Below are 26,680 nucleotides of genomic sequence, written 5' to 3' on the forward strand. Positions count from 1 at the left end.
CGTTCGCGCGCTGGATCGCAATGGTGGCTCAGCGAGAGCCTGGGGCCTATTTTTCCAGCGTCGCCACCACCTCGACATGCGAGGTCCAGAGAAACTGGTCAATCGGCGTGACGCCGGTGATCCGGTAGCCGCCCTCGATGAGAATGGTGAGGTCGCGCGCCAGTGTCAGCGGATTGCAGCTGACGGCGGCGATCTTCTTCACTGTCGAACGGGCGAGCTCGCGGCACTGGAACTCCGCTCCGGCGCGAGGCGGATCGAAGACTACCGCGTCATAGACTTTCAGTTCGGACGTCATCAGCGGGCGGCGGAAGAGGTCGCGCTTCTCGACGCTGACCGGCTTCAGCCCTTGTGTCTTGCGCGCCGCCTGGTCGAGGGCGGCGAGCGCCTTCTCCTCGCCTTCGACGGCATGCACGCGTCCGATCCGGGCAAGCCGAAGAGAGAAAGTGCCGGCGCCCGCAAAGAGATCGGCGATGCGCTTTGCCTTGCCGACATGGGCAAGCACCAGCTCGGCCATCGTCTCTTCGGCTGGCTTCGTCGCCTGGGTGAAGCTGCCAGCCGGCGGCGAGACCTGCACACCGCCGAAGTCGACGATCGGCTTGGAGGGCTCGACCAGGATTTCGCCATTCAGCGAAACGCGCGCGATGCCGCGAAGGCCAAGCACGGTTTCAATCGCCTTGCGCCGCTGCGGGTCCGGCATTTTCTTGATCCCGTCGACGGCGAGATCGAGCCCGGAAAGTGATTCGAGAACCGAAATGCGAAAGGCCTCGGCGCTGGTGGCAAGCGCTGCGCCAATTGCCTTGATTGCCGGCAGCCGTGCAAGGATCGCTGCCGACGAGATGGGACATTCCTCGATCGCAACGATATGGTGGCTTTCGGCCTGGTTGAAGCCGATCAGCATATCCTTCTCGGTCTTGCGTGCCGCAAAGACGACGCGCCGCCGCTCGCCGGGATGTGCCGGGACGAGTTCGCCGACCTCGGCCGATATGCCCTTCGATTTCAGTGCGTCGATCACCAGCTGCCGCTTGAAGGTCCGGTAGGGCTGATACGCCATATGCTGCAGCGTGCAGCCGCCGCAAGTTCCGTTGACGCCGTCCGGGCCGAAATGGCGGCAGGGTGGCTCCTGCCGGTCGGCTGAAGGCTTGGCAATCGACATGATCGTGCCGTGGTTCTTGACGCGCGCGATCGCCACGCTTTCGCCGGGCAGCGAGAAGGGCACGTAGATCGGGCCATCTGCGCCGTCGGCAATGCCGTCGCCCTGGCCGCCGAGTTTCTGGATGGTGACTGTTTCGGTGCTCACGGCTTCGTTCCTGCGAGTAGAAATTCCTGATTGCCGTCGCCGCCGGCGATCGGCGAAGCGATGAGCCCGAGGCTCTTCCAGCCCATGTCTTCGGCGAACCAGCGCTCGAGCTCCGCCGCGACCGCGGGCGCGGAGGAAGGGTCCTTCAACAGTCCGCCCTTGCCGATCGCATCGCGCCCGGCTTCGAATTGCGGCTTTACCAAAAGCGCTGCAATGGCGCCAGGCTCGGCGATCTGCAACGCAGGCGCCAGCGCCAGCTTCAGCGAAATGAACGAAACATCCGACACGACGAAGGTTGTTGGCCGGCCGATATCCTCTGCCGTCAAATTGCGGGCGTTCAGCCCCTCGATATTCGTGACCCGCGGATCGCCTGCGATGCGCGGATGCATCTGCCCGTGACCGACATCGATGGCGGTCACATGCGCCGCGCCGCGCTCCAGCAGCACTTCCGTGAAGCCGCCCGTCGAAGCGCCGATGTCGAGACAGTGGTGGCCCGCCGGATAGAGTTGGAAATGATCGAGCGCCGCAATGAGCTTGAGCGCGGCACGGGAGACGTAATCCTGCGCCGGATCATCGACCTCGATTTCGGCCTCTTCGGCAAAGAGAGCGCCCGGCTTTGTCACGACAGCGCCGCCGACCTTCACTGTGCCACGGCTGACGGCATCGCGTGCCCGCGAGCGGCTGGAAAAAAGGCCGAGGCTCACGAGAAGCTGGTCGAGGCGCTGGGTATTCTGATCGGACATCGGCTGTCCATGACCGGCAAATCCGCTGCTTGCAAGCCTTTTGTTGCCGTCGCCGCAGATGAGATGAGGGCTTTCGAGGAAATGCAGAGCGCGTGGAAACAATTCCTCCCCCAAAATTTTGGACAGGACAGATTAAGTAAATTTAAAGCCGGTGCCCGTAGCGTCGCAGTGATTGCAGCGGTCCGCCCGGGCCGTTCCCTGCCATGATGGCATCATAACCTCCACCTGCAGATCATGATTCAGTTTAATTCGCTCTGCCGCTGCGTCTCGCGCGGCTTGTTTCGCCGTTTTTGTCAGGAGAGTTGACCGGTGTTCGCCAACATGTCCTTGAAGGGAAAGCTTGCCGCAACCTTTGCAGCGCTGATTCTCATCTTCATTTCCGTCTCGGCCCATGTGTACAGCAAGGCGAACGCTTCGGCGGCTGCTGCTGCCGAACAGGAGAAATCGGAGCTCCTCGTCAATCACATCGACGACGCGCTGCAGGCGATGCTGGAGCAGGCCGTCAACCTGCGGGGCTTCATCCTCTTCCGCAGCGACAGCACCTATGGCGATATCTTCGCCAATCGCGAACGCATGCTGAAGGCGATTGCTGCCGCCAAGCAGACAGCTGCAGGCGAGGCGGAACTGATCGGGATGATCGACGGCATGCAGAAGGCGGCCGATCTCTATTTCCGCGAACTTGCCGAACCGCAGGCCAAGGCCCGCAAGGAAACCGAGACGCCGATCGCAGACGTCGTCAAGATCGGTGTGAACGCCACGAAAGGACAACTCGACGGCTTCCGTCAGGCCTCCGCCAAGATCAAGGCTGTCGCCCGTGAAAAGTCGGCGGCCTTTGCCACAACCCAGCTCGACGCCAACAAGGATCTGACCTTCACGCTGATCGTCGGTGGCATCGCTGCATCGCTTGCCGCAGCCATGCTCGCCTGGCTTCTATCACGGACCATCGCGCAGCCGATCGTCGGCATGACCGTCGCCATGGGCCGCTTGGCAGCTGGCCACAACGATATCGACGTGCCGGCGCTCGACCGCGGCGACGAAGTCGGCCTGATGGCGAAGTCGGTGCTGGTCTTCAAGGAGGCCGCAATCGAAAAGCAGCGCCTTTCCGGCGAGACGGACCGCATGCGCGACGAGGCCGAGCGCCAGCGCCAGCTCTCCGACGAGGAGAAGGCCCGCGAGGCAGCCGAGATCCGCTTTGCGATCGACAGTCTGGCGGGCGGTCTTTCGAACCTCGCCAACGGCGATGTCGCAAGCCGGATCGCAACGCCCTTCTCCGCTCACTTCGACAGCCTGCGAAACGACTTCAACCATGCCGCTGAAAAGCTTCAGTCGGCTCTCCAGGCGGTTGGCCGCAATGCCTCGGCGATCAATGCCGGCGCCGGCGAAATCCGCTCCGCCGCCGACGACCTTGCCCGCCGCACCGAACAGCAGGCTGCTGCCGTCGAGGAAACTGCCGCAGCTCTCGAAGAGGTCACGACGACGGTCCGCGACAGCGCCAAGCGCGCCGAAGATGTCGGCCATCTGGTCGAGCGTGCGCGTCTCGGTGCCGAGCGCTCCGGCGATGTTGTCCGCAAGGCCGTCACCGCCATGCAGCAGATCGAGAAGTCCTCGGGCGAGATCAGCAACATCATCGGCGTCATCGACGACATCGCCTTCCAGACGAACCTGCTTGCCTTGAACGCGGGCGTCGAGGCCGCCCGTGCAGGTGATGCGGGCAAGGGCTTTGCCGTCGTCGCCCAGGAGGTGCGTGAACTGGCTCAGCGCTCCGCCAACGCCGCCAAGGAGATCAAGGCGCTGATCACGACCTCAGGCGACCATGTCAACACCGGCGTCTCGCTTGTCGGTGAAACCGGCAAAGCGCTTGCCGAGATCGTGAGCGAGGTCCAGGAGATAAACCGCCATATCGGCGCGATCGTCACCGCGACGCGCGAACAGTCGATCGGCCTGCAGGAGATCAACACCGCCGTCAACAATATGGACCAGGGCACGCAGCAGAATGCTGCCATGGTCGAAGAACAAACGGCGGCAAGCCATGCGCTGGCTCAGGAAGCCAACGCGCTGGACGCCTTGCTGCAACAGTTCAAGCTCGGCCAGGCCGCACCGGCGGCCGCGCCCCGTGCGAGTGCCGCGCAATCCGGCGCCCGCCCTGTTGCATCGCCCGCCCGCGCGCTGACCAACAAGCTCGCCAGCGCCTTCGGCGGCAAGGCGGCAACCGCCGCAGCTGTCCAAGACGATTGGACGGAATTCTGAGATCGTTGATCGATCTGGCATATAAGAGGGGCGGCCGGTTTGGCCGCCCTTCTCGTTGTTGCGTGCTAAATGCCGTCGATGCCGCGCATCCGCTCGACGTCGCGTTTCGGTGGCATATGGGCGAACCGGACATAGTCGCCGCTGAACTGGGACGGGCTGTCGTAGCCGACGCGAAATCCCGCTTCGGCCGCCGTCGCCTTCGACGATCATGATGCGCCGCGCCTCCTGCAGCCTGATCTGCGCACGAAATCGATTGCGCGGCCATCTGGTTCAGTCGGCTTTCGCCATTGGCGATCTGCTCAAGCAGACCCGCCTGCGACCCGCTCAGCAGCGTGTACAGGATCTCGCCTTCGAAAAGGCGGTGCCAGGACCTCCGCATCTTCCGGCGCGCGCGCAGCAATCGGACACCTGCGTCGATAAGATGCGGCGTCGCCACGCTGACTCTTGCGGCTGACCTGCCGCCGCCTCGGTGCGGCCGCATACCGGACGGAAAAAGTAGATTGGTAGATTTGGGGCGCCTGAGCGCTGCCGAAGGCTCCGGATGGCGTCAGCCCGCAACCCCCACGGCCGCGCCGTGGCCGAGTGTCCGGAAGACGGTGGAAACGATGCCTGCGCGGTCGAGGCCGGCATGGGCGTTCATCACCTCTGGTTTCGCCTGCTCCATCCAGATATCGGGCATGGTGAGCGAGCGGACCTTCAGGCCGCTTTCGAGCAGGCCTTCCATCGCGAGGAAATGCAGCACATGACTGCCAAAGCCGCCGATGGCGCCTTCTTCGACGGTGATCAGCATTTCGTGGTGGCGGGCGAGCTGGCGGATCAGGCCGTGGTCCAGCGGCTTGGCGAAGCGCGCATCGGCAACCGTGGTCGAAAGGCCGGCAGCCTCAAGATCTTCGGCCGCAAGCAGGCAGTCCGCGAGCCGCGAGCCGAAGGAGAGCAGCGCAACCTTGGTGCCCTCCTTGACGATGCGGCCCTCGCCGATCTGCAGGATTTTGCCGCGAGTCGGCATTTCGACGCCGACACCTTCGCCGCGTGGATAACGGAATGAAATCGGGCCGGCGTCATAAGCCGCCGCCGTACGCACCATGTGCTTCAGTTCCGCCTCGTCGGCCGCAGCCATGACGACGAATCCGGGAAGCGTCGCAAGGAATGTCGTGTCGAAGGAGCCCGCATGCGTCGGGCCGTCGGCGCCGACGAAACCAGCGCGGTCGATCGGGAAACGGACCGGCAGGCCCTGGATTGCGACATCGTGGACGACCTGGTCGTAGGCGCGCTGCAAGAAGGTGGAATAGAGCGCCGCAAACGGCTTGTAACCCTCGGTGGCGAGGCCGGCCGCGAAGGTGACGGCATGCTGCTCGGCGATGCCGACATCGAAACAGCGGGCAGGAAAGACTTCGGCAAGCTTGTCCAGGCCAGTGCCGTTCGGCATGGCCGCCGTGATGCCGACGATCTTGTCGTCGAGCGTTGCCTCCTGCACCAGCGCCTCGGCGAAGACGCTCGTATAGCTCGGCGCGTTCGGCTTCACCTTGGCCTGCGCCCCGGTGATGACGTCGAACTTGTTGACGCCGTGGTACTTGTCGGCGGCGGCTTCGGCAGGCGGATAACCCTTGCCCTTCTGCGTGACGACGTGGATCAGCACCGGACCTTCGGCGTTGTCGCGCACATTGCGCAGCACTGGGAGCAGATGCTCGAAGGAATGACCATCGATCGGGCCGATATGGTAGAAGCCCATTTCCTCGAACATGGTGCCGCCAGTGACATAGCCTCGCGCATGCTCGACGGCGCGGGTGAGCGCCCGGTCGACTTTCTTGCCGAGATAAGCCGTCAGCTTCTTGCCGAAATCGCGAAAGCCCATATAGGTCCGTCCGGAGGCGAGACGGGCGAGATAGGCGCTCATGGCACCCGTCGGCGGGGCAATCGACATATCGTTGTCGTTGAGGATGACGATGAGCCGCGCATCGAGCGCGCCGGCATTGTTCAGCGCCTCGTAAGCCATGCCGGCCGACATGGCGCCGTCGCCGATGACGGCAATCACGCGCCGGTCTGTCTCGCTGAGTTCCGCGGCGACCGCCATGCCGAGACCCGCGGAAATCGAGGTCGATGAGTGCGCCGCCCCGAAGGGATCGTATTCGCTCTCGGCGCGCCGCGTGAACCCGGAAAGGCCGCCTTCCTGACGCAGCGTGCGGATCCGCTCGCGGCGGCCGGTAAGGATCTTGTGCGGATAACACTGGTGGCCGACGTCGAAGATCAACCGGTCCTCGGGCGTATCGAAGACGCTGTGGATGGCGATCGTCAGTTCGACGACGCCGAGACCCGCGCCCAGATGTCCGCCGGTGCGCGAGACCGCATCGATCATCTCGTCTCGGACTTCGCGCGCAAGCTGCGGCAGGTCACGATCCTCGAGCTTGCGCAGGTCGGCGGGATATTTGACCTGGTCGAGCAGCGGGGTTTTCGGCTGATGTGTCACGGGCGGGAGCTCTTTCTTATGGTTCTTGCTTTGCTTATTCGATTAGATTGCGGCAAAACAAGTGCATTTCAAGAACCGCAACCCCATAATTCTAAAGGAGTTCATCCTTCAGGCAAAGGTACGAATTCCTCTTCGTCCCCCGGAACGATGTCGAAGCGGCCGGTGCGCCACTCCTCCTTCGCCATCTCGATACGCTCCTTGGAGGAGGAAACGAAGTTCCACCAGATGTACCGCTTCGAATTCAGCGCCGCACCCCCAAAGAGCATCAGATGACAGCCCGCAGGACCTGCCTCAAGCGTGATCGCGTCGCCTGGCCGGAAGACGAGCAGCTGATCCGCGGCAAAGCGGTCGCCGGCGATGATGACTTCGCCCGAAAGCACATAGGCTGCGCGCTCTTCATGGGCCACGCCGAAGGGGAACCTGGCGCCTGGTTCAATATCGAGGTCGGCATAGAGCGTGTCCGAAAACACCTTAACCGGCGACGTCATGCCTTCGAAGGAGCCGATGACGACGCGCCCTCTGACGCCACGTTCATAGATCAGCGGCATCTCGCTTTTTTCCGTATGGGCAAAGGAGGGGTCGATTTCTTCCTTGTCGTCCGGTAGTGCCAGCCAGGTCTGCAGGCCCGACATCAGCAACGGGTGACCACGCAGATTGTCGGGCGTGCGCTCCGAATGCACGATGCCGCGTCCGGCCGTCATCAGGTTGATGTCGCCGGGCCGTATCACCTTCTCGGTACCAAGACTGTCCATATGCCGGATTTCGCCATCGAAAAGGTAGGTGACTGTCGACAATCCGATATGCGGATGCGGCTTCACATCCAGCGCCTCGCCAGGCTTCAGAATCGCCGGTCCCATCCGGTCGAAGAAGATGAACGGCCCCACCAGCCGCCGCTGGCGCGTCGGAAGCGCCCGCCGCACCTGAAAACCGCCGATATCGCTGGTGCGCGGAATGATCAGATTCTCGATGGCGTCGCAGGCGAAGGCGTCACCGGGCAACGGGTCTTTACCGGGGAAGAAGGACATGGCGGTTCTCCGAGCACGAGGGCGCGACCAGCAATAGCGCCTGGAGGGCCGCCGCGAAAGGGTTCATGTTCGTCAGATGGCTGTGAAGCCGTTATCGACGAAGAGATGGGCGCCGTTGACGAAGCTGGATTCGTCGCTCGCCAAATAGAGCGCCGCCCTCGCCACATCTTCCGGCTCGCCGATCCTCCCCTGCTGCGCAGCAATCGCGGCGTCGGAAACATCGACCCCAAACGCCTGTAAGTCGGCCACCTCACGAAGGCCGTGCGGCGTGCGGATGAAGCCGGGGCAGACAGCATTGCAACGGATGTTGCGGTCGCGGAATTCCACCGCAATCGCTCGCGCGAACATATGCACTGCACCCTTGGTCGTGTCATAGAGCACTTCCATCGGCGTCGCGGCAACGGCGGAGATGGACGAGGTACAGACGATCGATCCGCCGCCTGCCGAAATCATCTTCGGCAACACGGCCTTTGTCATCAGGAACATCGAGCGCACGTTGACGGCATGCAGCCAATCCCATTCCTCAAGCGTCGTTTCCAGGAACGGCTTGATGACGATGGTGCCCGCATGATTGAAGAGCACGGTAACGGCGCCATAGCGCTCCTCGATACCGGCAACGGCCGTGTTCACCGCTTTCTCGTCGGAAACGTCGGCAATCCAGTAATCGGCTTCACCGCCTGCATCCCGGATGGCCGTGGCGGTCTGCGCCGCCGCCTCGCCATTGCGGTCTATGATCGCGACACGAGCGCCTTCGGCCGCAAACAGCTTTGACGCTGCGCCGCCCATCCCGGTCGCACCGCCCGAGATGATGGCAACCTTGCTCTTCAGCCTATCCGTCATTCTGAACTGTTCCCTCTGCTGTTGTGTGGGGGATGTTAGACTGACGATTTGCTTCCGGCCAGAAGTCCTGGGAGAATGTTTTAAGGGCTCACGCCCCGTCAAGCGGCTCCGTGCCCTGCGGTTTGCCGGCGCGGTCGAGCCGGATCTTCTCGATGCGGTTTTCGGCCGCCGAAAGCAGCGTCTCACAATGCTTCTTCAGCGCTTCGCCGCGCTCGTAGATCTCGATGGATTCATCGAGCGCCACGTCGCCGCGCTCCAGGCGGGCCACGATGCTTTCGAGTTCGGCAACCGCCTTTTCGAAGGAAAGACCGGAAACCTCCGGCTTGGCGCTGTCAGTCATACTCAACCCTTCATCAATCGAAGCACATGCAGGCCTGCCGATTCGGCAAGCCCTTCCAGATCATAGCCGCCTTCCAGCAGGCTGACGACCCGGTTGGAGGCGCTTTTGTCGGCTATCTCCAGCAATCGTCCAGTCGCCCAGTCGAAATCCTCGCCGACGAGATTGATCTGCGCCAAGGGATCGCGGTGATGCGCGTCGAAGCCGGCAGAGATGATGATGAGGTCCGGCCGGAAATCGACAAGCGCCGGCAGCACGCGCGATTTGAATGCCTCGCGGAAATGATCGCTGCCGACATTCGGCGAAAGCGGCGCATTGATGATCGTGCCGTGCTTGCCGCTTTCGTCCTTCGCTCCCGATCCCGGATAGAGCGGCATCTGATGCGTCGAGCAGAAGAGCACGGAGGCGTCGTCCCAGAAGATGTCCTGCGTGCCGTTGCCGTGGTGCACGTCCCAATCGACGATCGCGACACGCTCGGCGCCATGGCGCCTCTGGGCATGGCGCGCGGCGATCGCCGCATTGTTGAAGAAGCAGAAGCCCATCGCCGTCATCTTCTCCGCGTGATGCCCCGGCGGGCGGGCGGCGACGAAGACGTTGTCGGCCTTGCCGGTGAAGACGTCATCCACCGCAGCCATGGCCGCACCGACGCCCGTCAGCGCCGCCTGCAGGCTTTTCGGGCTCGCATAGGTATCGGCCTCGATCTGGTTGATCTCGCCGTCTTCTTCGGGAATCTGGCGCATGACGGCGCGCAGATGTTCCTCGGGATGGGCAAGCAGCACGGCCTCCTCGTTCGCCTGCGGCGCCTCCTTGCGCTCCAGCCGCTCGAAATTCGGATGGCCGAGCGCGACGTTGATTGCCCGCATCCGGTCCGGCCGCTCGGGATGGCCCGCGGGCGTGACATGTTCGAGAAAGATCGGGTGTTCGTAAAGGCGGGTGCTCATGCGGATACTCTTATCGCTTGCCCCAGTCATGATCCACAGCAGATGGCGCGAATGCCGGCAATTTCAACATACGCGCGGTGTCGTGCGCATGTTACCTCCACCGTTTACTTCGGCCTGTGTCGCCATTAGTCTTTCAGCAGGGAAGTGAGGATAGGCAGGCAGATGGCAAAATCAGCGCGCTCGAACGTAGCGGAAATACGTGTGCCGTTTCGGGATGTCGACATGCATGGTGAGATGTTCATCTCGTCCTATATTTCCTATGCCGAATCCGTACTTGCAAATTTCTGGCTGACGCGGCCGGAAGTGGAAGGCGAGCCAATTTATACTGCAAGCAAGATTTCCTGCATCCTGCACCGGCCCTTGCACTACGACGAACTGATGGAATTCACCACTGCGGTCGACAAGATCGGCGTTCGCTCCGTCGGCTTTCTGATTGCCGTCGAGGCGGAAGGCGAACGCGCCGCCGAGGTCGAGATTATCTGGCAGGCGCGCAATCGCGAAGACCTGTCGCCGGCCGCGCTCCCTGAAGAAACGCGCGACTGGCTTTACACCTTCGTTGATTAGGCTCCGATCCTAAGCACGTGCAGGCAGCAGCGGATAGCCGACCATGACGGCGCGGCCGGCGAGCGCTGCGACGAACGCCTTGATGACATCGCCGGGGACGAAGGCCATCGAGCCGACGAACGCCTGTTGCAGGCCGACGCCGGCAGCGACCGCGAGATAGGCGATCCCGAAAGCATAGAGAACGACGATGCCGCCGATCGCGGATGCGAGGAAGAAGCCGACCGTTTGCACGAGGCCGGACTGCTCGGCCTTCACCAGGCGCTCGGCGACATAGCCGGTGACGAAGGCGGCAAAGAGCCAGCCGATGAGGAAGCCGGTCGTCGGTGCGGCAAATGCCGCAAGGCCGCCGCGGCCGCCTGAAAGCACCGGAAGGCCGATCGCAACAAGAACAAGCACGATCAGGACGGCGATCGCGCCGCGGCGCGCGCCGAGCACGACGCCTGCCATCATGACGCCAAGCGACTGCGCGGTGATCGGCACCGGAATGAAGCCGAGCGTGATCGGCGGCAGAATGCCGAGCGCCACGATGATTGCGGCAAAGAGGGCTGAGAGAACGAGGTCGCGGGTGCTCATCATGGGCTCCGTGTTTACAGAATGTTAACTGACATGCCGCCGAACGCCGCGCGCGTCAATCGCTGCGGCAATATTATCTGCATCTCTGAGCGTGAGGATGATCAGCGGCGCAAGCACCGTGACGGGCCGCACCTTAATGCCGCGGGCTGCATGCGCCTCCTTGATCGCCTGGTAGCGGCCAAGGATTTCCGGCACGAAACGGACGACGAGACCGACCGCAAGTCCGACATCGTTCGCCGCCACCAGGCCGGCCCGCTCCAATGGGCGGGCAAGCAGCGTGATCTCGTCGATGAACTCGCTGATCGTCGTTGTTGCCGTCACCGCCGCCGCAAAGAGCATCAGCGCCGTCAGCCGCAGCAGCGCCTCGACCGCGCCATGCCAGGGATTGAAGGCGAGGCTGAAAAGTGCCACGACGAGGATCGTCAGCAGCACGGGCTTCAGCCGTGCAATCGCCTGCCCGAAAGGCAGGCCGAGGCTGAAATAGACGGCCCCTGTTATCAGCACGCCAAGCGAAAGCAGCGGAATGTTGCGGGTGGTGAAGAGAATGACGCCGAGGATCGCAAGAACAAGCAGCTTCGAGCGCGCCGGAAGCCGGTGCATGATGCTGGTTCCCTCGACATAAAGCGATTGCATCAGGCGGTAATCTCCCGGTAGCGCGCGATTGCCTCGGCCGCCGGCGCATCGGCGGCAAGCCTGCCCTCGTGGAAGAGCAGGACGCGGCCGAAATCCGCGACCAGTTCCAGATCATGGCTGATCACGATGGCGTTTTCAGGCAGGCCCTCGATGATCTTCTGCACCAATGCGCGATTCTTGAGATCGAGCTGGTTCGTCGGCTCGTCGAGGATCAGGATATCCGGGCCGGTCACCAGAACCGCGCAGAGGGCGGCGATCTGCAGCTCGCCGCCAGAAAGCTCGTGCGCCCGGCGCGCTGCCAGATGGGCGGCATCGAAGCGGCCGAGTGCAGCTTCAACCTTCGCTTCGATCTCGGCCTTCGAGAAGCCGCGGCCCTTCAATCCGAAGGCAATGTCGTCGCGCACGATCGGCAGGATGATCTGGTTCTGCGGCTGCTGGAAGATGAAGCCGACATCCGGAAGGGCCGAATGGGAGTCGGCCGTGTCCCGGCCATTGACGATCACGCGTCCGGCTGTCGGCTTCGTCAGACCATTGATCAGCCGCGCGAAAGTGGTCTTTCCCGAACCGTTGAGGCCGATTACGCCGATGCGGTTTTCCGTGAGAGTGAGGGTCAGCGGCGAGAGCGCTTCGCGCGCCCCATAAGTGACTGCAGCCCCTTCGAAACGGATCTCCAAATCATTCCCCTGTCACCATCCGATGCTGCTTCTATAGCCGCAGCGTCAAAAGTGCAAAACCGGGTGGCTAGGAACATTTTCCCGAATATGATGTGCCCATGACGAATCTCTTTTCGAACAGCGATGCCCGCCGCGTCTTCCTCGCCAAACAGGGCCTCAGCTCTCCGCCGAACCGCGCCCTGACCAAGGCCGGGCTGCTGCAGCTGATCCATGATATCGGTTTCGTGCAGGTGGACAGCATCCAGACGGTGGAGCGGGCGCATCACCAGATCCTCTTTTCCCGCAACCAGACATACAGACGCGAACACCTGACCGCGCTCCTGGAGAAGGACGGCGCGCTGTTCGAACATTGGACGCACGACGCCTCCATCCTGCCGAGCGCCTTCTTCAAATACTGGAAGCACAAATTCCGGCACCAGGAAGAGGTGCTCGTCGAGCGCTGGCGCAAATGGCGCGGCGAGGGTTTCGAGCATGCCTTCGACGAGACCTACGAGCGCGTGGCGCGCGACGGCGCGATCATGGCGCGCGAGATCAAGGCCGACGGACACACCTCGGGCGGCTGGTGGAACTGGCATCCTAACAAGACCGCGCTCGAATATTTCTGGCGCACCGGCAAGTTCGCCATCGCCGGCCGCTCCAACTTCCAGAAGATCTACGATCTGGTCGAGCGTGTCATCCCCGCTGAATTCCGCGATCCGGAAGTAAGCCGGGAGGAGTTTGTCGATTGGGCGTGCCGAAGCGCGTTGAAACGGCTCGGTTTTGCGACACACGGCGAAATCGCCGCCTTTTGGAATCTGCTGTCGCCGGACGAGGCCAAGGCCTGGGTTTCAACCCATCGCGACGAACTGACCGAGATCCTGATCGAACCGGCGCTCGGCGGCAAGCCGCGCCCCTCCTGGGCCTTCGCGGATTTCCTTTCGACGCTGGATGGCTATCTCGAGGCTCCGGCGCGCATTCGCGTCTTGAGCCCCTTCGATCCGACGATCCGCGACCGCAACCGCACCGAACGCCTGTTCGGCTTCTTCTACCGCATCGAGGTTTTCGTACCTGAGCCGAAGCGCGAATACGGCTATTACGTCTTTCCGCTGCTCGAAGGTGACAAACTCATCGGCCGCATCGACATGAAGGCCGACCGCAAGCAGGGGACGCTGGATGTGAAGCGGCTATGGTTGGAGCCCGGCGTGAAGGCTTCTGCGGGACGGATGGAGAGGCTGCGAGCGGAACTGGAGCGCGTGGCGAAGTTTGCGGGGGTGGAGAAGGTCGTGTTTCTCAAGGGGTGGAGGGGTTAGCCGCGTGGCACTTCTCCCCAGCGGGAAGAAGTGCCGGAGCCTAGCTCGGCACGAGATTGTCGGAACGCCCCGCTCATCCGGCCCGCAGGGCTGCCTTTCTCCCCGGGCAGAAGGGAACCTCTCACCAAATCTCCGTCTTTGAAATCTTGATTCCAAATCCCTCCAGGCCGACATAGTGTCGCTCGCGGCTGGTGAGCAGCCTGATCGAACTGACGCCGAGGTCTTTCAGGATCTGCGCGCCCAAGCCGATTTCCAGCCATTCGCTTTCGCGGCTCTTGGCTTCGGCGTGGGCTTCGCGTCCCTGGCTGCGGGCCTTGCGGCCGTTGTCGTAGTGGCCCACGCCCACGGAGCCTTCACGGAGGTATACGATGATGCCGCGGCCTTCCTCGGCGATTTTCTGCATATAGTGGTCGACCGGGCTCTTCTTGCCGAAGAGGTCCTCGGCGACATTTTCCGGGTGCAGGCGCACTGGGATGTCGATGCCGTCGCGTATATCGCCGAAGACAACGGCGAGGTGCTGCATCGGATCCCAGGGGAGCGAGTAGGTGTGCGCCTTGGCCTTGCCGAACGGCGTCTCGATATCGAAGCTGGCGCCGAGTTCGATCAGCGTTTCCTTGCGCTGGCGATAGGCGATGAGGTCTGCGACCGAGACGAGCTTCAGGCCATGCTTTTCCGCAAAATCGATGACCTGCGGCCCGCGCGTCACCGTGCCGTCGTCATTAACGAGCTCGCTGATGACGCCGATCAGCGGCAGTCCGGCGAGCCTGCAGAGATCGACGGCCGCTTCGGTATGGCCGGAACGCATCAGAACGCCGCCTTCGCGGGCAACTAGTGGAAAGATGTGGCCGGGCCGGACGAAATCGCTTGCACCGACATTCGGATTGGCGAGATTGCGCACCGTCAGCGTGCGGTCGTCGGCGGAAATGCCGGTGGTCGTGCCGTGCTTGAAATCGACGGACACGGTAAACGCCGTCGTGTGCGCGGAGTCGTTTTCGGCCACCATGGCGTTGAGGTTCAGGCGCTTCGCCTCTTCTTTCGGCATTGGCGTGCAGACGATGCCGGAGGTATGGCGGACAATGAAGGCCATCTTTTCCGGTGTGCAATGGACGGCGGCGACGATCAGGTCGCCTTCGTTCTCCCGGTCGTCGTCATCCATGACGACGACGATTTCGCCGGCTTCGAAGGCCCGGATGGCATCGACGACGCGCTTCTGGTCATAAGGCATGGGACAGTTCCTATTTCAGCCGGCCGGTCTGGCCGCGGTCGCGAAGGTAGTGGTCGGCGATGGCGCAGGCGACCATGGCTTCGCCGATCGGCACGGCCCGGATGCCGACGCAGGGGTCGTGCCGGCCCTTGGTGCGGATATCGACATTGTTGCCGCCGGCATCAATCGAGCGCCGCTCGGTGAGGATGGAGGAAGTCGGCTTGATCGCAAACCGCGCGATCACCGGCTGACCGGTCGATATGCCGCCTAAAATACCGCCGGCGTGGTTGGAAAGAAACAGCGGCTTGCCCTCATTGCCCATGCGCATCTCGTCGGCGTTTTCTTCGCCGGTGATTTCGGCGGCGCCGAACCCATTACCTATCTCGACGCCCTTCACGGCATTGATCGACATCAGCAGCGAGGCGATGTCCTGGTCGAGCTTGGCATAGATGGGCGCACCAAGCCCGGCCGGAACACCTTCAGCCACGACTTCGACGACGGCGCCGATTGAGGAGCCGTTCTTGCGGATGCCGTCAAGATATTCCTCCCATACGGGAACGATCTCAGCATCCGGCGAGAAGAAGGGATTCTGGTTCACCTGATCCCAATCCCAGTTCTGGCGGTTGATCTTGTGCTTGCCGATCTGCACCAGAGCTCCGTGAACTCTCATGTTCGGCACGACGAGACGGGCAATCCCGCCGGCGGCGACACGTGCCGCGGTCTCGCGAGCGGAGGAGCGGCCGCCGCCGCGATAGTCGCGGATGCCGTATTTGACGTCATAGGTATAGTCGGCGTGGCCGGGGCGGTATTGCCGGGCAATCTCGCCGTAATCCTTGGAACGCTGGTCCGTGTTCTCGATCATCATCGCGATCGGCGTTCCGGTCGTCGTCATCGTCTCGCCGTCGGCATCCAGCATCACGCCGGACAGCACCTTCACGAGGTCCGCCTCGCGGCGCTGCGTCACGAAACGCGACTGGCCGGGCTTGCGCTTGTCGAGCCAGGCCTGAATGTCTTCCAGCTTGAAGCGCAGGCCGGGAGGGCAGCCGTCGACGACGCAGCCGAGCGCCGGGCCGTGGCTCTCGCCCCAGGTTGTTACGCGGAAGAGGTGACCGAATGTATTATGCGACATGTGTTCCGACCACGCGCGGCAACCCGCGCCATTCTCCAAAATGCGCGACACTCATAGGCTAAAAAGAGGTTGGGGCAAAAGCCTTTCTTTGCGCGAAATTCACGTGAGGAAGAAATGCTGTTTCCGCAATTTGCAAACGATGCGGGTTTTGGACGTCATCGGCAATGAGAAATGCCGCGGCCCCTTCGTCCGCCACTGCTGGCACCTTCTCCCCGTTCTGACGGGCAGAAGGGGGCATGCCCACCCTTCTTCAAATCTCGGCGCTGGGTATGGCAAGTTCCCTCGCCCGTTTACGGGGAAAAGCGTTAGGGCGGTGGCAAATCATGCGATGGAGAGCGGCACAAAATCGCAAACAGCTATTTAAAGCCGCTCAGGAAGCGATCCGCCATGCCGCACCATCGGCTGCGGCGGCCGTGAAGTCGTCGAAGGAGAGGGGACGGGAGAAGGCGTAGCCCTGCAGCAGGTCGCAGCCAAGATCGCGCAGCATATCGGCGTGCGAGATCGTCTCGATCCCTTCCGCCACCGTTTCGACGCCGAGCGAGCGGGCGATGTCGATGATCGAGCTTACCAGTGCGCGCTCCTGCGGAGAGTTGAGGATCGGCTGCACGAGCTGGCGGTCGATCTTGAGCCGTTTCGGCTTCAGCTTCAACAGGCTGACGATCGATGTATGGCCGGTGCCGAAATCGTCGATTTCGATGTCGATGCCGAGCGCCTTGATGCGGTCGAGGTTGTGAGCCGCCACATCCTCGCTTTCGTCGAGGAAGATCGATTCCACCAGTTCGAATGAAAGCTCGCCCGGGCGTATCTGCAGGTCGCTCAGCGATTCGAAGAGGCTACCGTCATGCAGCCGCCGCGCTGAAACATTGACGGAGACCTGCGGCACTGAAACGCCGAGTGCTGCCCAGCGCATCTTGTCCTTCAGTGCGGTTTCGAGAACGATGCGGTCCAGCGCCTGCACCACGTTGATCTCGTCGGCGATGCGCAGGAACTTGTCCGGCGTCAGCAGGCCGCGGGCCGGGTGGTTCCAGCGCACCAGCGCTTCGACACCGGTGAGCCGCATCGTCCGCGCGCAAAATTGCGGCTGGTACCAGGCGGTGAATTCGCCATTCTCGATGCCGGCAAGGATCTCGTCGGCGATGCGCTTGCTGTTGATGATGTCGGCCTGGAGGTTCTGGTTGAAGAATTCGTAGCGGTTCCGGCCCAGGCTCTTTGCGCGGTAGAGGGCGATATCGGCGTTGATCAGCACCTTGCGCGCGTCGACATGGATGCCGTTGGCAAGCGCGATGCCGATCGAAACGCCGCAGCGGCAAGGGAAGCCCTGGAAATTGACGGGCTGGCGCATTTCTTCGATGATCCGGCCCGCCAGCGCGGCCATATCCTCGTCGCTGGCATCGAGTGCGAGGATGACGAACTCGTCGCCGCCGATGCGCGCGACGACATCGCTGCCACGGACATTCTTCGAAAGAACCTTCGACGCATGCACCAGCATCGCGTCCCCGGCTGCGTGGCCGAGCGTGTCGTTGATTTGCTTGAAGCGGTCGAGGTCGATGTGGAGGATTGCGAATTTCTGCCGCTGCGACCGGCTGCCGGCCGTCAGGTTTTCGAGCGCGATGTCGAGCTTGCGGCGGTTGGCCAGTGCCGTCAGCGGATCATGCAGCGAATTGTGCTCGATACGATTCTTGGCAAGTTCGAGCTCGATATTCTTGGCAACCGCTTCGTCCTTCGCTGCCTTCAGCTCGGCGGTCAGCAGCGCATCTTCCGTGACGTCGAGCGCGACGCCAATGAGCTTCAGCTGACCTGTCGCCGTCTGGTGCACCTTGCCGGTCGAGCGGACGTAGCGAATGCTGCCGTCCTCGGCCGGCACGCGGCAAATGAGCGTGTGCTTGTCGCCGAGCTGCTTGAAATGCCGTGCGCTTTCCAGCGCAAAAGCACGATCTTCCGGGTGAATGCAGGAAAGCCAAACATCCTGGGGCATGAATCCCTGCCGTGGTTCCAGCCCGTAGAGCTCGTGCATGCGTTCGTCCCAGACCGAGCCGGCAGTGCCGAGCGTCGTTTCCCAGATGCCGCACTGATAGGAATCGAGCGCCAGATCGAGTCGGGTTGAAAGTTCGGCAAGCTGCGTCTCGCGGCGGGAGAGCTCGTCCAGTGCCAGTTCCAGCTCGGCATTCTTGATATCGCTGTTTTCTTTTGCCTTGCGCAGCATATCGGCTGCCTCCGCGTCTGCGGTCACGTCCGCGACGATGCCGATCGTCCTGCCGGTTCCGCCCGCATCCGTGTAGAAGGAGCCCACCGAGCGCAGATACCGGATGCGGCCGTCCGAAAGCCTGATACGGTACTGCGCCGTGCAGGACGTACCTGCCAGGCTGCAGTTGAAAAAGTGCGTCTCGGCGATTGGCCGGTCTGCCGCCACGATTGCCTCGAGCCAGCTTTCAAGCGGATGGCTGCCCTCGCCGGCCGGCTGGCCGTGAAGGCCCGAGGCGCGCGTGTCCCAGTAAAGGCTGTGGCCGTGATCCTGCAGTTCCCAGATGCCGATATTGGAAGAATCCAGCGCCAGGTTCAGCCGCTGCGAAAGTTCGAGCAGCTTCGTTTCGCGGGCCTCGAGTTCGTTGACATTGCGGGTGCGCTCGCCAAGAAGCAGAGTCGCGAGGAAGATCGGCACGATGATGACGCAGCCGGCAGCGATGATGATCAAGCGAAGCTGAAGCTGGTTCGGCGGAGCTTCGTTCCATCCGGTCGTCGGCACGGCCGAAAGCTCCCAGCGCCCGCCCGCGAAGGTGATCTTGCGGCGGAGCGGCTGCTTGTCGAGCACATCGGCGCTGCCGAAGAAGGGAAGGGCGCGTTGCTCGGCCACAGTCCCCAGGTCGCGCACCGCGATCGAAAGATGGTCGAGATGCGGGTAGCGTTCCTGGTTTTCGCTATTGCGCGCGGGTTTGAGGCCAGTGTTCTCGTAGAACATATCCTGGTCGATCGTGACTTCGACCGCACCCCAGATCTTGCGCTGCCCGTTCTCCTTGATGAAGATCGGGAAGAAGATCGCGAAGGCATCCCTTCCGCTGCCGATCTTGACCGGGCCGTAGAAACGCGCCTGCTGGTCTCCCGTATTGCGTCCGACGGACTGGCGCAGCATCAGCTTTTCACGCACGTCCTTGCCGATGCGGCTCTTGTCGGATTGCGGCGGGAAGACGTTGCCGACGACGAAATCAGGTGCGACGGTGATGCTGACGAAATGGGGATTTTGGATGAGCAGCCAATTGATCTGGCGCTCCATTTCTTCATCGTTGGCTTTCGCGCTCACGGAAATCATGTTGGACAGATCGCGGACGACGGTGACGTCCATATTGATCTGTGCCGCCATGCGGGCGCGAATGAGGTTCGTCTCGTTTTCTGTGCGGATCTGCAACTCTCGCAGATAGGCCGCAGTATTCGCACGGTCGAGCGTGAAGCCGACCGCAACGACCACAAATGCGACGAGGGTCGAAACCAGCAGTGAAACCCAGGTATTCTTGAGTACCCGCCGCAATTGAATATTGGCGCCCAGCCGGAAAAGCAAAAATATGTCTCCCTGTTCGGCGGAACTCTAAGGAGGAACCGGTTAATTTACGATTTCCCGATGGTTCATCTTTGCGGCTTGCAATTAAGAGCACTCTAATGGTTAGCGGCTGCTTTTGATTGTTGTTAAAATGCTATTCATCAATGAGGCGCGGAAAGCCATTCTTCCGGGCAATTTTCGCCATATTCAGGAGCTTATCTGTGTTTCACCGGATTTTTGCGTCGAGTTTCAAGAGGGTTGCCGCGATGCGTTTTTTTGTTGCCACGCTGCTGGCCACAGCAAGTTTCCTGTCGCCCATCAGCAGCTTTGCGGAAAGCGCCGACGTCGAAGCGACCATCAAGAAAGTCGACATGAGCAGCCTCAGCCTGACACTCGATGACGGCAAGACATATCAGGCGCCCGAGGAGTTCAACTTCGATGGGCTGAAGGCCGGTGTGAAAGTGGTGATCTTTTACACGGAAGTGGACGGCAAGCGGGTGATCAACGACCTCGATATCGTGCAGTAATTAGAGACTATATCCAGCCGATCAGTCTTTTCGCGGTGTCGATCTTCAAGATTCGGTCCTGCGGAATTTCCCCCTCGGCAGCCTCGTGCTTCGGCAGATCGGCGATCATCTTGAAGAGGCTGCGGATGACGCCGCCATGCGTGACGCAAACGGTCGGGCGCTCGACGGAGTTCAACCATGATCGGATGCGCCACGACATGATTTCGTAGCTTTCGGCATAGTCGCCCGGCGGGATGAAATCCCATTTGTTGATATTGCGCTCGATGATGCGTTCGCGCTGGGTCGCCTTCAGTTCCCGGATGGTGAAGCCTTCCCAGTCGCCGAAGGAAACTTCGACCAGCCGGTCGTCGCTGCGGTAGTCCTTGGGCGGCAGGCCCATTGCCGTGCGCATGATCTCCATCGTCTCGCGCGTGCGCTGGAGCGGGCTTGCAACGAAATCGAAGGAAATGGCTTCGACCCCGAGAATCTCGGCCATGTCGATGCCGTTCAGCCGCGCCTGTTCGCGGCCGATGACATTCAGCGGAATATCCTTCTGGCCTTGCAGACGGCGTTCGGCGTTCCAGTCGGTCTGACCATGTCGGACCACATAGATGAGCAAGGCAGATTCCGCTTGATTGGACTTCGATCAGTCCTTGATAACTGAAATATCCGGCGCGTCTACCGCCTTCATGCCGATCACATGATAACCGCTGTCGGCGTGGTGTACTTCGCCGGTGACCGAACGCGAGAGGTCAGACAGCATGTAAAGGCCGACATCGCCGACGTCTTCGATGGTGACGGTGCGGCGGAGCGGAGCGTTATACTCGTTCCACTTCAGGATATAGCGGAAATCGCCGATGCCGGACGCTGCCAGCGTCTTGATCGGGCCTGCCGAAATCGCATTGACGCGGATGTTCTTCGGTCCGAGATCGACGGCGAGGTACTTGACGCTCGCTTCGAGCGCAGCCTTTGCAACGCCCATGACATTGTAGTTCGGCATGACCTTCTCGGCGCCGTAATAGGTGAGCGTCAGCAGCGAGCCGCCCTCCGTCATGAGCTTCTCGGCGCGGCGTGCGACGGACGTGAACGAGTAGACGGAAATCTGCATCGTCTTGGAAAAATTGTCCGGCGAAGTATCGACGTAGCGGCCGGTCAGCTCGTCCTTGTCCGAGAAGCCGATCGCGTGAACGACGAAATCGATCTTGCCCCACATCTTTTCGATGTTCTCGAAAACCGCATCGATGCTCGCTTCATCACTGACGTCACAGTGGCCGGCGAGTACGCCGCCAAGTTCGGCAGCCAGAGGCTCGACGCGTTTTTTCAGGGCATCGCCCTGATATGTAAAGGCAATTTCGGCGCCCTGTGTATGAATGGCTTTGGCAATGCCCCACGCAATCGAACGATTGTTGGCGACGCCCATGATGACGCCACGCTTGCCTGACATGAGGCCTGTTGCTTGAGCCATATTTTGCCCCCTAATGAACCAATTGGAAATTGCCTATGGCATAGGCCGTTAATCGGTTCAAGATTGCGGGCAATCATCAACTGTTAGGGATCGTAACAAAGGGTGCGCTTGTCACGAAAATTTCACAGAAACAGCCCTTCGCGCATGCTTCTCATGAGATCCGTGACCTTATCATCCGGCGTTTCCCACAACATAATGCGTAGCTCGACGATCAGGTCGCCCTTTCCGCCTGTGTCGTCGGGCAGGCCCTGGCCGGAGATTCGGATCGTCTTGTCGGATCCTGACCAGGGGGGAACGGTGACGTCGACCGGCCCGTTCGGTCCGTCGATGCGCGCTTCGGTTCCAAGGACGGCATTCTCGATCGTCACCGGCAGCACGGTACGCAGGTCGAAGCCGTCGACGGTGAAACGCGCATCGGATGCGATGTGGATGCTGACGACCGCGTCGCCTCGCTGCATGTTCGGCAGCTTGTAGCCTTGGCTCTTCAGCCGGACCTGATGGCCCTCCCGTGTCCCGGCCGACAACGCGAAGCTTGCCTCGCGGCCCTCGGCGAGCTGCACCGTGGTCCAGCTGCCCTTCAATATGTCCTCGATCGTGACCGTTACCTGCGCGAATTGATCCGGGGCCTTTTCCGGTGCGGGCGCGCTGCCGGTAAAGCGGCGCACAAGCGATGTCAGTATGCTCAAGGGCTGAAGTATGCCGCCAGCGGCCGCAACCGTCTCCGTGCTTTCTTCCTCGGGCTTTACAGCTTCCGCTTCGAGTTTGCCGGCCTCCGCCTCTGTCCGCTTGCCGGCATTTGCCTGTGGATGAGCCGTCGCGCCGGCGCTTGCAGCCTTGGCCTGCGCGCCAAAAATGCGCTCGACCATGTCTTCGGCGGATTCCGGGCTGACGTGCTGCTGTTTTGCCGCCTCGGCGGCGGCCTTCGCCGCCTTCTGCGCGTTGGCGCGGGCGAGTTCTTCCATCACGCGTTCGGCATTCGCCTGCGCGGCCTTCGCCCTGACTGCCGCCTCGCGGGCCGCCTGGCGCTGCTGCATGATCGTCTCGCCGTTCATTCGCGCCTCTGCCATCCGTGCGGCCGTATCGAAAAGGCTGCGCTTCTTGGGGTCCTTCAATGTCTCATAGGCACGACCGACCTCGGCGAAACGAGCCGTTGCCGTCGGATCGCCCTGGTTGTGATCCGGATGAACGGCCTTGGCCATGTTGCGCCAGGCCGCCTTGATCTCGTCTGTCCCTGCGTTCTGAGGAACGCCCAAAATCTTGTAAGGATCGCGCATTTAATAACCGCCGGTGTTGCGATGCGGCGTGCCTGTCCTTGCCCAGCACCCCGAAGCCCAATGACAACTCTCCGCGCGCCTTCCGGTCCATTTCAGAAAAACCGGAACACGCGTCTATGAGCCGATCGTGCGTCAGAGTTACTAATCAGTCCTTATTTTTCGGGGAGGGGAATGCGGCTTTCGCCGCAAATGGTTAGCTTTCTGCTAAGCATTGCGGCTGCGGTCCGGCTGCGATTAACCATGTCTTGAAGCGGGTCAGCCTTCCGGCTGGAAGCTCAGCAGTTGCCAGTTGCCGCCGCCGACGAGGCAGGTCTTGCCGTAGAATTTGGCAATGCCCGCATAGGAGTGCCGCGTCGTGCGGAACTGGCGGCAGACCTGGCCCTGATCGTTGTTTTCGACGATCGTGTCGATGACGCCGGCGCTGCCGGTGGAGGAATTCGCCCAGGGCAGCGGCTGGCCGGCCATTCTCTGGATGTCGGCAGAGGTGACCGCGTTGCGAACCGTCATTTCGTCGGAAAGCGTATCGGTGCTCGGCGGCGTCTGCGGCACGGTTCCGGTGGCAACCGAACGGTCCACCTTCGAATCGCTCAGGAAGTCAAAACCGCCCGTCATGCAGCCAGAAAGCGGCAGCATCGCCGCGCCGATGACGAACAACATGGCACAACGGCACAGCAGGCCCTTTGTATGGCGATTTGACTTTGCTATGACTTCCACCCTGCGTCCCGTCCAGTCGTGAAAAGCTGGGCATGAAACCAATAAACCCGGGGCATTTGAGCTAATATGTCGGCAAATGAGTTAATAAGCGGTGACTTCACTGAGCGCGACGAGCCGTTCAAGCTTTTCGCGGAATGGCTAAAAGATGCCGAGGGTTCCGAGATAAACGATCCGAATGCGGTAGCGCTTGCGACGGTCGATGAAGATGGCCTTCCCAATGTCCGCATGGTTCTCCTGAAGGGATTCGATAGCGACGGATTCGTCTTCTACACCAATTTCGAGAGTCAGAAAGGCCGCGAAATCTTGGGGCAGAAAAAAGCGGCCATGTGTTTTCACTGGAAAACGCTGCGACGGCAAGTGCGCGTGCGCGGTCCTGTGGAAATCGTGACCGAGGAGGAAGCCGACGCTTATTTCCAGACGCGCGCCCGCGGCAGCCGCATCGGCGCCTGGGCATCCAAGCAGTCCCGTCCGCTGGAAAGCCGTTTTGCGCTGGAAAGAGCCGTGGCCGAATATACGGCGCGTTATGCCATTGGCGAAATCCCGCGGCCGCCCTACTGGTCGGGTTTCCGCATCAAGCCGGTTTCGATCGAATTCTGGAAGGACCAAAACTTCCGCCTGCACGACCGCATCGAATTCCGCCGCAAGGCCCCGGAAGGCGATTGGCAAAAGATCAGGATGTATCCTTAAGCGGTTAACGGCCCATCAGCTTCAGCGGGATGCCGGAGGCGAGTGCCGAGACATAGCGCGGCTTCTGATAAAAGCCATTGAGAGAGAGCCGCGGCAGATAGGTGGTGCTGCCAGGCAGGTCCGGCCGCATGACGCCCGGCCGGGTCGTCACCGCGACCTTGAACCTGAGTTCGGCTGCGATTGCCGCCTCGCGACGGGTTGCTGCTTCGGGTGTGCCATATGGGAATGCGAAGGTTTCCGGCCGTTTGCCGGTAATCGCCTCTACATGGTCGGCGGAAAGCGCCATTTCCTCCCGTGCTTCGGCTTCCGGAAGCCGCGCGAGCGCGCGGTGGCTGACCGTATGGGCGCCGATGGAGGCGAGGGGGCTTGCGTCGAGAAGATTGAGTTCCGCCGCGCCCATCACGAGATCGTCGACGAGTTCGGCCGGATCGATCTCATGGTGACGGGCGAGCGCATCGATCTTCGCAACCGCCGAGGCCTCGTCGGTGCCGTGGACATGGGCTGCGAACCGCGAGAATGCCGCATGCTGATCGGCCAATGTGAAAAGCGTGATGCTCTCTTCGCCTCCGCCGAAATCGAAGTGGACCTTTTCGGCCTTCCGCAGGACGGCGGCAAGCGTCTCCCACCAGATCGTGTGCGTGCGCTCCGTCAGGCCCTTTGCCACGAACACGGTAAAGGGTGCCTCGTGCTTCTCGAAGATCGGATAGGCGTGAACGAGGTTGTTGCGGTAGCCGTCGTCCAGGCTAAAGGCTGCAAAGGGCTGGTCGCCGTCCGGTCCGGAAAGCAATGCCGGAATCTCGTCCAGCGCGACGAAACGGTACCCGTCATGCGCAAGCCGCGTCAGTGCCGCATCGAGAAATGCCGGCGTGATTTCGAGGTGTGCATTCGGCTCGAAAGCATGTGGCTCGTGCGGCCTGACATGATGCAGGGTGAAGATCGCGCCGCGCCCGCGCGCGCTGCGCATGAGCCGAAGAGCAGCGATGAGATGCGCAGCTTCGAGCCCGCCGGTAATGGCGATCCGTTTCGCGCGACTTTTCCACAGCCTGTGCATTCCGCCTCCCTGAAGACGGGCGAACCTATCAATTATGGTGTTAAGCGTTGTTGAACGTTGCATTTTCGGGTGAAATCTTTACGTTCCGTTCACCAAGAGCAAAGAAAACTCAAAAAATCAGTGTCCGTTGCGTCAAAGTCGCGCCAGATTAGCGGCTTCTGTCGCAGAACGGGACATGTTTTGACTTCGCCGCAGTCGGCACTTGTATTGAGGGGACTTCATGAAAAGGTTGTTGGCCGCATTTCTAGCTGTGACGCTTGCCGTTTCGGCACCGATCGCGGCCATGGCCGGCAGCGCCTCCCTCATCCTCGATGCCAGGACAGGCAAGGTTCTCGCGTCCGAGAACGGTGATGTGCTGAACCACCCGGCGTCGCTCACCAAGATGATGACGCTCTACCTCACCTTCGAGGCGCTGAACCGCGGCAAGATCACTTGGGACACGCCGATCGTCATGTCGAAATACGCATCCAGCCGCCCGCCGACAAAGCTCGGCGTGAAGGCGGGCGGAACGATCACCGTGCGCGAAGCCGTCTATGGGATGATCGTTAAATCCGCGAATGATGCCGCGGCCGCGGTGGGCGAAACGCTCGCGGGCTCCGAAAGCAACTTCGCCCGCGTAATGACGCAGAAGGCCCGTCAGCTCGGCATGAACCGTACCGTCTTTTATAACGCTTCCGGCCTGCCGGATAAGCGGCAGGTGACGACGGCCCGCGACATGTCCACCCTTGGCGTCGCGCTGCTCAAACACTATCCGAGGGAATACCGGCTCTTTTCGATGACGGCGTTCACCTTCCGCGGCAAAACCATCCGCGGACATAACAACCTGATGGTTCGCTACCAGGGTATGGACGGCATCAAAACGGGTTACACGAACGCCTCCGGTTTCAATCTCGTGAGCGCCGTGCGCGATGGCAACCGCCGCGTCGTCGGCGTCGTTCTCGGCGGCCGCACGGCTCGCAGCCGCGATGCCCAGATGGCCGCACTACTCGACAAGTATCTCGGCCGCGCTTCCAGCGGCGGCAGGCTGCTTGCAAGCGTCGGCGCCAAGCAGCCGGTCGAAGTCGCCTCCGCCGCCGCCGATACGGATGCGCCGCTTGCAGCCGCCGCGCCACGAAGCGAAGGCGAAACCGGCAACGCTCCTTTCGCGCTCGGTTACTCTGACACGGCAGCCGTTCCCTTGGAGCGTCCGGCAGCACTTGAGGAAATGGCCAATGCTGGCAAGCCGCAGCCGTCGACCCGCGGCTGGCAGATCCAGATTTCCGCCGCTCCAAGCGCCGATGCCGCCCGTGCGCTGCTTGCGCAGGCAAAGTCCGCAGGCGGCACGGCGCTGAAATCCGCAACGCCCTATACGGAAGCCTTCGGCACCGGCGCCAACGCCATCTACCGCGCCCGCTTCGTCGGGTTCGAAAGCGAGCAGGCCGCCACCGCCGCCTGCGAAGCCCTCAAGAAGCGCTCCTACGACTGCGTGCTGCTCGCCAACCAAGGCTAAGCTCC

At 61.8% G+C, this 26,680-nt stretch carries 25 protein-coding genes; 6 read left to right on the plus strand and 19 right to left on the minus strand.

Annotation, left to right across the window (positions count from 1 at the left end; all coding sequences use genetic code 11):
- Positions 1-46: 46 nt before the first annotated feature.
- Complete coding sequence (locus ISN39_RS02960; RefSeq protein ID WP_194729127.1) at positions 47-1,297, minus strand: class I SAM-dependent RNA methyltransferase; 1,251 nt, start codon at positions 1,295-1,297, stop codon at positions 47-49.
- Positions 1,294-2,040, minus strand: a complete 747-nt coding sequence (locus tag ISN39_RS02965; protein ID WP_194729128.1) for a TlyA family RNA methyltransferase — start codon at positions 2,038-2,040, stop codon at positions 1,294-1,296. Before ISN39_RS02965 ends, ISN39_RS02960 begins: the two co-directional genes overlap by 4 nt.
- A 321-nt stretch (positions 2,041-2,361) precedes the next feature.
- Between ISN39_RS02965 and ISN39_RS02970 the strand changes: the two genes are divergently transcribed.
- A complete protein-coding gene (locus tag ISN39_RS02970; protein ID WP_194730090.1) occupies positions 2,362-4,287 on the plus strand; it encodes a methyl-accepting chemotaxis protein in 1,926 nt (641 codons plus the stop codon).
- A gap of 547 nt (positions 4,288-4,834) precedes the next feature.
- Here ISN39_RS02970 and dxs read toward each other — a convergent pair.
- The 5 genes from dxs to ISN39_RS02995 form a co-directional block, all read right to left on the minus strand.
- Complete coding sequence (gene dxs / locus ISN39_RS02975; RefSeq protein WP_194729129.1) at positions 4,835-6,751, minus strand: 1-deoxy-D-xylulose-5-phosphate synthase; 1,917 nt, start codon at positions 6,749-6,751, stop codon at positions 4,835-4,837.
- A 101-nt stretch (positions 6,752-6,852) separates the two neighbouring features.
- Positions 6,853-7,776, minus strand: coding sequence for a pirin family protein (locus tag ISN39_RS02980; protein ID WP_074066878.1), 924 nt, complete (start codon positions 7,774-7,776; stop codon positions 6,853-6,855).
- A 72-nt stretch (positions 7,777-7,848) separates the two neighbouring features.
- A complete protein-coding gene (locus tag ISN39_RS02985; RefSeq protein WP_074066879.1) occupies positions 7,849-8,616 on the minus strand; it encodes an SDR family oxidoreductase in 768 nt (255 codons plus the stop codon).
- 88 nt (positions 8,617-8,704) lie between these two features.
- Positions 8,705-8,956, minus strand: a complete 252-nt coding sequence (locus ISN39_RS02990; RefSeq protein ID WP_022716503.1) for an exodeoxyribonuclease VII small subunit — start codon at positions 8,954-8,956, stop codon at positions 8,705-8,707.
- Positions 8,957-8,958: 2 nt separating this feature from the next.
- A complete protein-coding gene (locus ISN39_RS02995) occupies positions 8,959-9,894 on the minus strand; it encodes a histone deacetylase family protein (RefSeq protein WP_194729130.1) in 936 nt (311 codons plus the stop codon).
- A gap of 162 nt (positions 9,895-10,056) precedes the next feature.
- Between ISN39_RS02995 and ISN39_RS03000 the strand changes: the two genes are divergently transcribed.
- Positions 10,057-10,458: a thioesterase gene (locus tag ISN39_RS03000; protein ID WP_039844171.1), complete on the plus strand. Its 402-nt coding sequence runs from the start codon at positions 10,057-10,059 to the stop codon at positions 10,456-10,458.
- A 9-nt stretch (positions 10,459-10,467) separates the two neighbouring features.
- Here the strand turns inward: ISN39_RS03000 and ISN39_RS03005 are convergent, their stop codons facing one another.
- Genes ISN39_RS03005 through ISN39_RS03015 form a run of 3 tightly spaced genes read right to left on the minus strand, consistent with a single transcriptional unit; the run spans position 10,468 to position 12,338 of the window.
- A complete protein-coding gene (locus ISN39_RS03005; RefSeq protein WP_092583447.1) occupies positions 10,468-11,031 on the minus strand; it encodes a biotin transporter BioY in 564 nt (187 codons plus the stop codon).
- Positions 11,032-11,055: 24 nt separating this feature from the next.
- Positions 11,056-11,664 (minus strand): energy-coupling factor transporter transmembrane protein EcfT, encoded by a 609-nt coding sequence (locus ISN39_RS03010; protein ID WP_194729131.1) that lies wholly within the window; start codon positions 11,662-11,664, stop codon positions 11,056-11,058.
- On the minus strand, positions 11,664-12,338 hold the full coding sequence (locus tag ISN39_RS03015; protein WP_194729132.1) for an ABC transporter ATP-binding protein: 675 nt from the start codon (positions 12,336-12,338) through the stop codon (positions 11,664-11,666). The genes ISN39_RS03010 and ISN39_RS03015 overlap by 1 nt, the downstream gene beginning before the upstream one ends.
- A 98-nt stretch (positions 12,339-12,436) precedes the next feature.
- Here ISN39_RS03015 and ISN39_RS03020 point away from each other — a divergent pair, with 98 nt between their 5' ends.
- The gene (locus ISN39_RS03020) at positions 12,437-13,627 is read left to right on the plus strand and encodes a winged helix-turn-helix domain-containing protein (protein WP_194729133.1); all 1,191 of its coding nucleotides are present in this window, start codon (positions 12,437-12,439) and stop codon (positions 13,625-13,627) included.
- A gap of 121 nt (positions 13,628-13,748) precedes the next feature.
- On the opposite strand, the gene ribB is transcribed toward ISN39_RS03020, so the two are convergent.
- From ribB to ISN39_RS03040, 4 genes are all read right to left on the minus strand, one after another.
- Entirely contained in the window at positions 13,749-14,852 is a 1,104-nt protein-coding gene (ribB, locus tag ISN39_RS03025; protein WP_022716496.1) for a 3,4-dihydroxy-2-butanone-4-phosphate synthase, read from the minus strand.
- Between the two features lie 10 nt (positions 14,853-14,862).
- On the minus strand, positions 14,863-15,960 hold the full coding sequence (aroC, locus tag ISN39_RS03030) for a chorismate synthase (protein WP_194729134.1): 1,098 nt from the start codon (positions 15,958-15,960) through the stop codon (positions 14,863-14,865).
- 58 nt (positions 15,961-16,018) lie between these two features.
- Complete coding sequence (locus ISN39_RS03035; protein ID WP_194729135.1) at positions 16,019-16,198, minus strand: hypothetical protein; 180 nt, start codon at positions 16,196-16,198, stop codon at positions 16,019-16,021.
- Between the two features lie 132 nt (positions 16,199-16,330).
- A complete protein-coding gene (locus ISN39_RS03040) occupies positions 16,331-19,510 on the minus strand; it encodes an EAL domain-containing protein (protein ID WP_194729136.1) in 3,180 nt (1,059 codons plus the stop codon).
- 245 nt (positions 19,511-19,755) lie between these two features.
- Between ISN39_RS03040 and ISN39_RS03045 the strand changes: the two genes are divergently transcribed.
- On the plus strand, positions 19,756-20,016 hold the full coding sequence (locus ISN39_RS03045) for a DUF1344 domain-containing protein (protein WP_022716492.1): 261 nt from the start codon (positions 19,756-19,758) through the stop codon (positions 20,014-20,016).
- A gap of 7 nt (positions 20,017-20,023) precedes the next feature.
- Here the strand turns inward: ISN39_RS03045 and ISN39_RS03050 are convergent, their stop codons facing one another.
- The 4 genes from ISN39_RS03050 to ISN39_RS03065 form a co-directional block, all read right to left on the minus strand.
- Positions 20,024-20,614 carry a histidine phosphatase family protein gene (locus ISN39_RS03050; protein WP_194729137.1) on the minus strand — a complete coding sequence of 197 codons (591 nt, stop codon included), beginning with the start codon at positions 20,612-20,614 and terminating at the stop codon, positions 20,024-20,026.
- 27 nt (positions 20,615-20,641) lie between these two features.
- On the minus strand, positions 20,642-21,460 hold the full coding sequence (gene fabI, locus ISN39_RS03055; protein ID WP_039844179.1) for an enoyl-ACP reductase FabI: 819 nt from the start codon (positions 21,458-21,460) through the stop codon (positions 20,642-20,644).
- A gap of 122 nt (positions 21,461-21,582) precedes the next feature.
- Positions 21,583-22,734, minus strand: a complete 1,152-nt coding sequence (locus tag ISN39_RS03060; protein WP_194729138.1) for a DnaJ C-terminal domain-containing protein — start codon at positions 22,732-22,734, stop codon at positions 21,583-21,585.
- A 255-nt stretch (positions 22,735-22,989) separates the two neighbouring features.
- Complete coding sequence (locus ISN39_RS03065; RefSeq protein WP_074066891.1) at positions 22,990-23,448, minus strand: RT0821/Lpp0805 family surface protein; 459 nt, start codon at positions 23,446-23,448, stop codon at positions 22,990-22,992.
- A 66-nt stretch (positions 23,449-23,514) separates the two neighbouring features.
- Here ISN39_RS03065 and pdxH point away from each other — a divergent pair, with 66 nt between their 5' ends.
- Positions 23,515-24,135: a pyridoxamine 5'-phosphate oxidase gene (pdxH, locus tag ISN39_RS03070; RefSeq protein ID WP_039844182.1), complete on the plus strand. Its 621-nt coding sequence runs from the start codon at positions 23,515-23,517 to the stop codon at positions 24,133-24,135.
- A 4-nt stretch (positions 24,136-24,139) separates the two neighbouring features.
- Here pdxH and ISN39_RS03075 read toward each other — a convergent pair whose 3' ends face one another.
- The gene (locus tag ISN39_RS03075) at positions 24,140-25,186 is read right to left on the minus strand and encodes a polysaccharide deacetylase family protein (protein ID WP_194729139.1); all 1,047 of its coding nucleotides are present in this window, start codon (positions 25,184-25,186) and stop codon (positions 24,140-24,142) included.
- A gap of 220 nt (positions 25,187-25,406) precedes the next feature.
- Here ISN39_RS03075 and ISN39_RS03080 point away from each other — a divergent pair, with 220 nt between their 5' ends.
- Positions 25,407-26,675, plus strand: a complete 1,269-nt coding sequence (locus ISN39_RS03080; RefSeq protein ID WP_194729140.1) for a D-alanyl-D-alanine carboxypeptidase family protein — start codon at positions 25,407-25,409, stop codon at positions 26,673-26,675.
- Positions 26,676-26,680: the final 5 nt, after the last annotated feature.

Source organism: Rhizobium sp. 007 (assembly GCF_015353075.1).
GTDB lineage: Bacteria > Pseudomonadota > Alphaproteobacteria > Rhizobiales > Rhizobiaceae > Rhizobium.